The 7,828-nt window shown below is 74.9% G+C and carries 6 protein-coding genes and 2 pseudogenes; 6 read left to right on the top strand and 2 right to left on the bottom strand.

All coding sequences use genetic code 11. The annotated features are described in order from the left end of the window. The 3 genes and pseudogenes from G6556_RS15175 to G6556_RS15165 all read left to right on the top strand — a co-directional run. A pseudogene (locus tag G6556_RS15175) lies at window positions 1-619 on the top strand (transcriptional regulator); the annotation flags it as partial. A 135-nt stretch (window positions 620-754) separates the two neighbouring features. Continuing rightward, window positions 755-2,278, top strand: a complete 1,524-nt coding sequence (gene adh, locus G6556_RS15170) for an aldehyde dehydrogenase (protein ID WP_166943171.1) — start codon at window positions 755-757, stop codon at window positions 2,276-2,278. Between the two features lie 71 nt (window positions 2,279-2,349). Further along, complete coding sequence (locus tag G6556_RS15165; RefSeq protein ID WP_166943169.1) at window positions 2,350-2,751, top strand: DUF779 domain-containing protein; 402 nt, start codon at window positions 2,350-2,352, stop codon at window positions 2,749-2,751. Window positions 2,752-2,767: 16 nt separating this feature from the next. Here the strand turns inward: G6556_RS15165 and G6556_RS15160 are convergent, their stop codons facing one another. Both G6556_RS15160 and G6556_RS15155 read right to left on the bottom strand, forming a co-directional pair. Next, window positions 2,768-3,589 carry an aldo/keto reductase gene (locus G6556_RS15160; RefSeq protein WP_166943166.1) on the bottom strand — a complete coding sequence of 274 codons (822 nt, stop codon included), beginning with the start codon at window positions 3,587-3,589 and terminating at the stop codon, window positions 2,768-2,770. A gap of 19 nt (window positions 3,590-3,608) precedes the next feature. Next, window positions 3,609-4,826, bottom strand: coding sequence for an MFS transporter (locus tag G6556_RS15155; protein WP_166943163.1), 1,218 nt, complete (start codon window positions 4,824-4,826; stop codon window positions 3,609-3,611). Window positions 4,827-4,952: 126 nt separating this feature from the next. Here G6556_RS15155 and G6556_RS15150 point away from each other — a divergent pair, with 126 nt between their 5' ends. From G6556_RS15150 to G6556_RS20285, 3 genes and pseudogenes are all read left to right on the top strand, one after another. Beyond that, window positions 4,953-5,420 carry a MarR family transcriptional regulator gene (locus G6556_RS15150; RefSeq protein WP_166943161.1) on the top strand — a complete coding sequence of 156 codons (468 nt, stop codon included), beginning with the start codon at window positions 4,953-4,955 and terminating at the stop codon, window positions 5,418-5,420. A 197-nt stretch (window positions 5,421-5,617) separates the two neighbouring features. Continuing rightward, window positions 5,618-7,246: a flotillin family protein gene (locus tag G6556_RS15145; protein WP_166943158.1), complete on the top strand. Its 1,629-nt coding sequence runs from the start codon at window positions 5,618-5,620 to the stop codon at window positions 7,244-7,246. A gap of 167 nt (window positions 7,247-7,413) precedes the next feature. After that, a pseudogene (locus tag G6556_RS20285) lies at window positions 7,414-7,575 on the top strand (DivIVA domain-containing protein); the annotation flags it as partial. Window positions 7,576-7,828: the final 253 nt, after the last annotated feature.

Below are 7,828 nucleotides of genomic sequence, written 5' to 3'. Positions count from 1 at the left end.
GGCCGCCGCCGTCGCCCGGCTCGAGGTGCTGCGCCCCGGCTCCGGGGTGCTGCACGCCCCCGGCGCCCCGCCCCGGCCGCTGTCCCTCCGGCACGCGGAGCTGCTGCTCCTGCTCGCCGCGCACCCGCGCGGCCTGCACGCCGACGAGCTCGCCGTGCTGCTGCACCCCGACGCGATGTCCGACGTCGCCGTCCGGGCCGAGGTGTCCCGGCTGCGCCGCGCGGCCGGCGGGCTGGTCGACCGGTCCCGGCCGTACCGGCTGGCCGCCGCGCTCGCCACCGACGTGGCGGGCGTCCGGGAGGCGCTGGCCGGCGGTGACGTGCGGGCCGCGCTCGACCGGTACGCCGGGCCCGCGCTGCCGCGGTCGCGGGCGCCCGGCATCGAGCAGCTCCGGGACGCGCTCGCCTCCGACGTCCGCGCCGCGGTGCTGCACGCGACCGACCCGGTGGTGCTGGAGCGGTGGCTCGACCGGGACGAGGGCGCCGAGGACTGGCAGGCGTGGGAGCGGCTGGTGGCGCTGACCCCGCCCGGGTCGGCGGCGCACGCCCGGGCGGCGGGCCGGCTGGACCTGCTGGTGCGGCGGCTCGACACCGGCCCCGCGGCGCACCCCTGGCGGTGACCGGCCGCCACCTGCGGTGCAACGCACCTGCAACCATCGCCGCCCTAGCGTCCGGGGCACGCGCCGCAACGAGGCGGCGCGCCCGGTCGCCGCCGCACCCCGCCGGCGGCCGGTCAGCCTGCACGGAGGGCGCACATGACCGTCTACGCAGCGCCGGGGCAGCCCGGCAGCCCCGCCACCTACCGCGAGCGCTACGACCACTGGATCGGCGGCGAGTTCGTCGCCCCCGCGTCCGGCCGGTACTTCGAGAACCCGTCGCCGGTGACGGGCCGCACGTTCACCGAGGTCGCCCGCGGCGACGCCGCCGACATCGACCGCGCGCTGGACGCCGCGCACGGCGCGGCGCGGTCGTGGGGGAAGACGTCCGCGACGGAGCGGGCCGTCATCCTGAACAAGATCGCCGACCGCATCGAGCAGAACCTCGAGATGCTGGCCGTCGCGGAGACCTGGGAGAACGGCAAGCCGGTCCGCGAGACGCTGGCGGCCGACCTGCCGCTCGCCGTCGACCACTTCCGGTACTTCGCCGGGGCGGTCCGGGCGCAGGAGGGGTCGATCTCGGAGATCGACGCCGACACCATCGCCTACCACTTCCACGAGCCGCTGGGCGTCGTCGGCCAGATCATCCCGTGGAACTTCCCGCTGCTCATGGCGACCTGGAAGCTCGCGCCCGCGCTGGCCGCCGGGAACGCCGTCGTCATGAAGCCGGCCGAGCAGACCCCCGCGTCGATCCTGCTGCTGATGGAGCTGATCGCGGACCTGCTGCCGCCGGGCGTCGTCAACGTGGTCAACGGGTTCGGCGTCGAGGCGGGCAAGCCGCTCGCGTCCAGCCCGCGGATCCGGAAGATCGCCTTCACCGGCGAGACCACCACCGGGCGGCTGATCATGCAGTACGCCAGCCAGAACATCATCCCGGTGACCCTGGAGCTCGGCGGCAAGAGCCCGAACATCTTCTTCGAGGACGTCGCCCGCGCGAAGGACGACTACTACGACAAGGCGCTCGAGGGGTTCACGATGTTCGCCCTCAACCAGGGCGAGGTGTGCACCTGCCCGTCGCGCGCGCTGATCCAGGAGTCGATCTACGACGGCTTCCTCGCCGACGCCATCGCCCGCACCGAGGCGGTGAAGCAGGGCAACCCGCTCGACACCGAGACGATGATCGGCGCGCAGGCGTCCAACGACCAGCTCGAGAAGATCCTGTCGTACATCGACATCGGCAAGGCCGAGGGCGCCAAGGTGCTGACCGGCGGGACGCGCGCCGAGCTCGACGGCGACCTGGCCGGCGGGTACTACGTGACGCCGACGATCTTCGAGGGCAAGAACTCGATGCGGATCTTCCAGGAGGAGATCTTCGGCCCAGTCGTCGCGGTGACGTCGTTCTCCGACTACTCGGACGCGATCCACACCGCCAACGACACCCTCTACGGCCTGGGCGCCGGCGTCTGGTCCCGGGAGTCGGCGATCACCTACCGCGCGGGCCGCGACATCGAGGCCGGCCGGGTGTGGACGAACTGCTACCACGCGTACCCCGCCGCGGCGGCGTTCGGCGGCTACAAGGGCTCGGGCGTCGGGCGCGAGAACCACAAGATGATGCTCGACCACTACCAGCAGACCAAGAACCTGCTGGTGTCCTACTCGGGCCAGAAGCTCGGGTTCTTCTGATCCGACGCGGTCCGCGGTCGGCCGCCGGCGAGGGCGGGCGGCCGGCCGCGGCACCGGAGGGAGGAGGGCACGTGGACGCACCCACGCGGGTCGACCTGACCCCCGCGGCCGCCACGCTGCTGCGGAGCCTGCGCGACCAGCACGGCGAGCTGATGTTCCACCAGTCCGGGGGCTGCTGCGACGGGTCGTCGCCGATGTGCTACCCCGCGGGTGAGTTCCTCACCGGCGACGCGGACGTCCACCTGGGCGACCTGCGGGTCGACGACTTCGCCGTGCCGGTATGGATGAGCCGCAGCCAGTTCGCGTACTGGCGGCACACGCACCTGACGATCGACGTGGTCCCCGGCCGCGGCGCGGGGTTCAGCCTGGAGGCCCCCGAGGGCGTCCGGTTCCTGATCCGCAGCCGGCTGCTCACGGACGAGGAGTGGGCCGCCGACGGCGCCGACGCGGGCAGGGCGGTCGGGCCGGCCTGAGCGGCCCCGGGGGTCCTCAGCCGTCGAACCGGTCCGGGTGCGGGCCGGTGCGCAGGCCGCGGTCCAGGGCGTCGACCGCGGCGAGCTCCGCCTCGTCGAGGACAAACCCGGTCAGGTCCAGGTTGGACCGGATCCGGCCCGGGGTCACCGACTTCGGGATGACGACGGTGCCCCGCTGCAGGTGCCAGCGGAGCACGGCCTGCGCCGGCGAGACGCCGTGCCGAGCGGCGACCGCGGTCACCGCCGGGTCGTCCAGCACCGCGCCCTGGGCGAGCGGGCTCCACGCCTCGGTCACGACGCCGAGGCGCTCGTGGTGCGCCCGCAGCTCGCGCTGCTGCAGCCCGGGGTGCAGCTCGACCTGGTTGACGACGGGCGTCACGCCGGTCTCGCGGACGACGCGGTCGAGGTGCGCCGGCTGGAAGTTCGACACCCCGACCTCGCGCACGAGGCCCTCCTCGCGCATCGCCGCCAGCTCGGCCCAGGCGTGCACGTAGCGGTCGAGACCGGGCGCCGGCCAGTGGATCAGGTACAGGTCGAGCCGGTCGAGGCCGAGGCGGTCGAGCGTCCGCCGGTACGCCTCGCGCGGGTGCTCGAGGTCGGCGACCCAGAGCTTCGACGTCACGAACAGCTCGTCGCGCGGCAGGCCGCTGGCGGCGATCGCCCGGCCGGTGCCCGCCTCGTTGCCGTAGACGGCGGCGGTGTCGATGCTGCGGTAGCCCGCCTCCAGGGCGGTGGCGACGGCGGCGGTGGTCTCGGCGTCCGGGACCTGGAACACGCCGAAGCCGACCTGGGGCATCCGGGTGCCGGTGCGCAGGGCGACGGTGGGGAGGGTGGACATGCGGGGTCTCCTTCGTGGGTCAGGCGGCGGCGCGGGCCGGCGCCTCGGTGGTGGCGGGAGCGGCGTCGACCGTGCGGCGCGCCGCGGCACGACGCGCGTGCGCGGTGGCGGCCAGCAGGGCACCGAGCCCGAGGACGGTGATCGCGGCGCCCGCCCAGATGGGCGACGTGTACCCGAGGCCGGCGCCGATGGTCACGCCACCGACCCACGCCCCGAGCGCGTTGCCCAGGTTGAACGCCGCGATGTTCGCGCCGGACGCGAGCGTGGGCGCTCCCTCGGCGTGCCGCATGATCCGCATCTGCAGCGCGGGGACCGTGGCGAACCCGGCGGCGCCCATGAGCACCAGCCAGACGACGGTCAGCGGGCGGCTGCCGGCGGTGAGCGCGAACGCCACGAGGACGACGGTCAGGACCACCAGCACCGCGGCGAGCGTGCGGGTCAGCGAGCGGTCCGCGGCGCGGCCCCCGGCCAGGTTCCCGACGAACATCCCGGCGCCGAACACCACGAGCAGCCACGGCACGGTCGACGCGGCGAAGCCGGAGACGTCGGTCAGCGTGAACGCGATGTAGGTGAAGGCGCCGAACATGCCGCCGTAGCCGAGCACCGTCAGGACGACCGACCACCAGACCTGCGGCTCGCGGAACGCCGCCAGCTCCGCGCGCAGCGACGCGGCGGGCGCGCCGTCGCGGGCCCGGGCGCCGGGCACGAGGACGAGGATGCCGACCAGGGCGACCACGCCGATCGCCGTGATGGCCCAGAACGTGGACCGCCAGCCGAGCTGCTGGCCGAGGAGCGTGCCGAACGGCACTCCCAGGACGTTCGCGGTGGTGAGGCCGGCGAACATGGTGGCGACCGCACCGGCGCGCCGCTCGGGGGCGACGAGGCCGGCGGCGACGACCGCGCCGATGCCGAAGAACGCGCCGTGGCACAGCGCGGCGACGATCCGGCCGGTCAGCATCACCCCGTACGTCGGTGCCGTGGCCGACAGCAGGTTGCCGACGATGAACAGCACCATGAGCCCGGTCAGGACCCGCTTGCGGTCCAGCCGCGTGACCGCGGCCGTCAGGGCGACGGCACCGACCGCGACGGCCAGGGCGTAGCCGGAGATGAGGTAGCCGGCGACCGGTTCGGTCACGTCGAACGACGCGGCGACCTCGGGCAGCAGGCCCATGATGACGAACTCGGTGAGTCCGATCCCGAAGCCGCCCAGGGCGAGGGCGAGCAGGGCGAGGGGCACGACATCCTCCATGCGTATGCAACATCCCGCGTCTGCACTAGTTGCAGACGCAACGGCACAGATGTTTGCACGCGCCGCATATCTGCGCAAGCGGCGTAGGATGGCTGACGACATCGAGGAGGCGGCATGGGGATCGGCGACGACGCGGTGGAGGTGCGCGCCCAGGGCTGGCGCACGCTCGCCGCCCTGCACGGCGCCCTGGACGCGGCGCTGGAGCGCGCCCTGCAGGGGGCGCACGAGCTGTCGGTCGTGGAGTTCACGGTGCTCGACGCGCTGTCCCGCCAGGACGGCTGGCACATGCGGATGCAGCAGCTCGCCCGCGCCGCGGCGCTCAGCGCGAGCGCGACCACCCGGCTCGTGACCCGCCTGGAGGACCGCGGACTGCTGACCCGCATCCTGTGCCAGGACGACCGCCGCGGGATCTACACCGAGCTGACCCCGGCCGGCGAGGCGCTCCTGCGCGCCGCCCGGCCGACGCACGACGCGGCGCTCGCCGAGGCCCTGGAGCGCGCGGAGGCCACGCCGGAGCTGGCGCCCCTCGTGGCGGCCCTGCACACCCTCCCGGCGGCGGCGGAGCCGGTCCGCGCGGGCTGACCAGCAGGTGGCGCGCGAGGTCGGCGGTTCCGCCCGACACGCCGCGCCGACACGCCGGGTCCCGGCGCGGAACCGCCGACCTCGGCGAACCGGTGGGGTGATGCGTCAGCAAACGGCTGACCTCGGGGTGCGGGGGCGCCTAGGGTCGAGGCAGACCACCCGCCCGACCGGCCTCGCGGCCGTGCCCGAGGAGTCCCATGGAGCTCGCAGGAACTGCCCTCATCGTCGTCCTGGCCGTCGTGATCGTCGTCGCTGTCGCGATCGTCGGGGCGATCTACGCCAAGGTCCGGTTCAAGATCGCGACGCCCGACGAGGCGCTGATCATCACCGGCCGCAAAAGCGGCAAGCCGGTCATCAACCCGGAGACGGGCGACGAGACCACCGACCTGTCCGGCCAGCGCGTGGTGATCGGCGGCGGCACGTTCGTCAAGCCGATCTTCGAGCAGGTCGTCCGGCTGTCGCTCGCGTCGCAGAGCTTCCCGGTCGCCGCCGAGGACGCCACCACCAAGTCGGGCGTCGGCGTGACCCTGCGGTCGATCGCGGTCGTCAAGGTGGGCGGCACCGAGCGCATGGTCCGCGCCGCCGCCCAGCGGTTCGCGGGCCGCAGCCAGGAGCAGGTCATCGAGCAGCAGACCTCCGAGGTCCTCGTCGGCGTGCTCCGCACCATCGCCGGCACGCTGACCGTCGAGTCGATCCTCTACGAGCGCCAGGAGTTCTCGAAGGAGGTCAAGGACATCGCGGTGCCGATGCTGGCCGAGCGCGGCCTGATCCTGGAGAACTTCGAGATCCAGACCGTCGAGGACACCGGCGAGTACATCCGCAACCTCGGCCGGCCGCGCGCCGCCGCCGTGGCCCGGGACGCCGAGATCGCCGAGGCACAGGCCCGGCAGGAGAGCACCGAGCGGTCCAACGAGGCCGCCGTGCAGATCGCCGAGTCCAACAAGGCGCTCGCGCTGCGCAACGCCACCATCGCCCAGGAGACCGCGACCGCCCAGGCCGACGCCGCCGCCGCGCAGGAGCGCGCGCAGGCCGAGGCCCAGCAGGAGGTCCTGATCCAGCAGGAGCAGGTGGCGCTGCGCCGCGCGGCCCTGCGCGAGCAGGAGCTGCAGACCGAGGTCCGCAAGCCCGCCGAGGCCCGCAAGTACGAGGCCGCGCAGGAGGCCGACGCCCGCAAGTACGCCGCCGAGCAGGAGGCCGAGGCGTTCAAGACCTCGGCGATCCGCAAGGCCGAGGCCGAGGCCCAGCGGACCACCGCCCAGGCCGACGCCGAGGCGTCCGCCTCCCGCGCCCGCGCCGAGGCCGCGCTGATCGAGCAGCAGCGCCGTGCCGAGGGTGCCCTCGCGATCGCCCGCGCCGAGGCCGACGGCATCCAGGCGCGCGGTGAGGCCCAGGCCGCCGCCGAGCGTGCGCAGGGCGAGGCCCGCGCCGCCGCCATCAAGGCGGAGTCCGACGCGTACCAGGCGTTCCCCGAGTCGGCGCGGCTGCAGATGGTGCTCGACGCCCTGCCGAAGGTCGCCCAGCCGTACGCCGACGCGCTCGGCACGATCGGCGACATCACGATCATCGACAAGGACGGCGCCTCCCGGCTGCCCGGCCAGGTGTCGACGGGCGTCCAGGAGCTGGCGACGATGCTCAAGGCGCAGACGGGCATCGACCTGCTCGACCTGCTCCGCGGGCTCGGCGGCGGCTCGGCGGCGACCGCCCCGCACACCGTCCCCGCGCAGAGCCACGCGGCCGTCGCCCCGGTGCACGCCCCCGCCGACCGGCCCGCGGCCGGCTCGGCCGGCTCGACCGGCGCGACCGGCGCCGAGGGCTCCGCGGACTGAGGGGCCGCGGGATGTCCTGGCTCACGCGACTGCTCGGCGGCTCCGAGCGCGCCCCGCGGGGCGCCGACCTGACCGCCGAGCAGTTCGCCGAGCGCGTCCGAGCGCTGCCGGTCACCGCGTTCCGCGAGGGCTACGACCAGGAGGACGTCGCCGCGTTCGCCGCGCGCGTGACCGCCGCGCTCGGCGGGACGGACGCGCTCCACGGGACCGACGCCGCGCTCCGGCCGGAGGACGTGCTGAACCAGCGGTTCCGCTCGACCAAGTTCCGCCAGGGCTACGACCAGGACGCCGTCGACGACCTGCTCGACGAGGTCGTGGTCGCGCTCCGCGCCCGCGGCTGACCGGCGGGCCGCGCGGGCGCCCGGGTGCTGGCACCCAGGCGCCCGCGCCCACCTCTCAGAGGTGCCGGCGCGCGACCGATCGGTCGGACGCGCCCGTCGACGGCGCCGTCGCTCCCCCGGGCAACGCCCCGACCTGGAGCCTCCTGTGGCAGACCTCTTCCGGCGGCCCGTGACCGCCGAGCCGCCCGCCCCGTCCCCGGCCCCCCGCGGCGGGCGCCTCCGCCGCACGTCCGCCGCGCCC

The organism is Cellulomonas sp. IC4_254 (assembly GCF_011603975.1).
Classification (GTDB): domain Bacteria; phylum Actinomycetota; class Actinomycetes; order Actinomycetales; family Cellulomonadaceae; genus Cellulomonas.
This window is presented reverse-complemented; position numbering and strand designations above follow the sequence as displayed.

Bases quoted from the DNA above. Each gene is read 5' to 3' on its own strand.
- G6556_RS15160 (WP_166943166.1), bottom strand. From the start codon at position 3,589: ATGTCCACCCTCCCCACCGTCGCCCTGCGCACCGGCACCCGGATGCCC.
- adh (WP_166943171.1), top strand. From the start codon at position 755: ATGACCGTCTACGCAGCGCCGGGGCAGCCCGGCAGCCCCGCCACCTAC.
- G6556_RS15145 (WP_166943158.1), top strand. From the start codon at position 5,618: ATGGAGCTCGCAGGAACTGCCCTCATCGTCGTCCTGGCCGTCGTGATC.
- G6556_RS15150 (WP_166943161.1), top strand. From the start codon at position 4,953: ATGGGGATCGGCGACGACGCGGTGGAGGTGCGCGCCCAGGGCTGGCGC.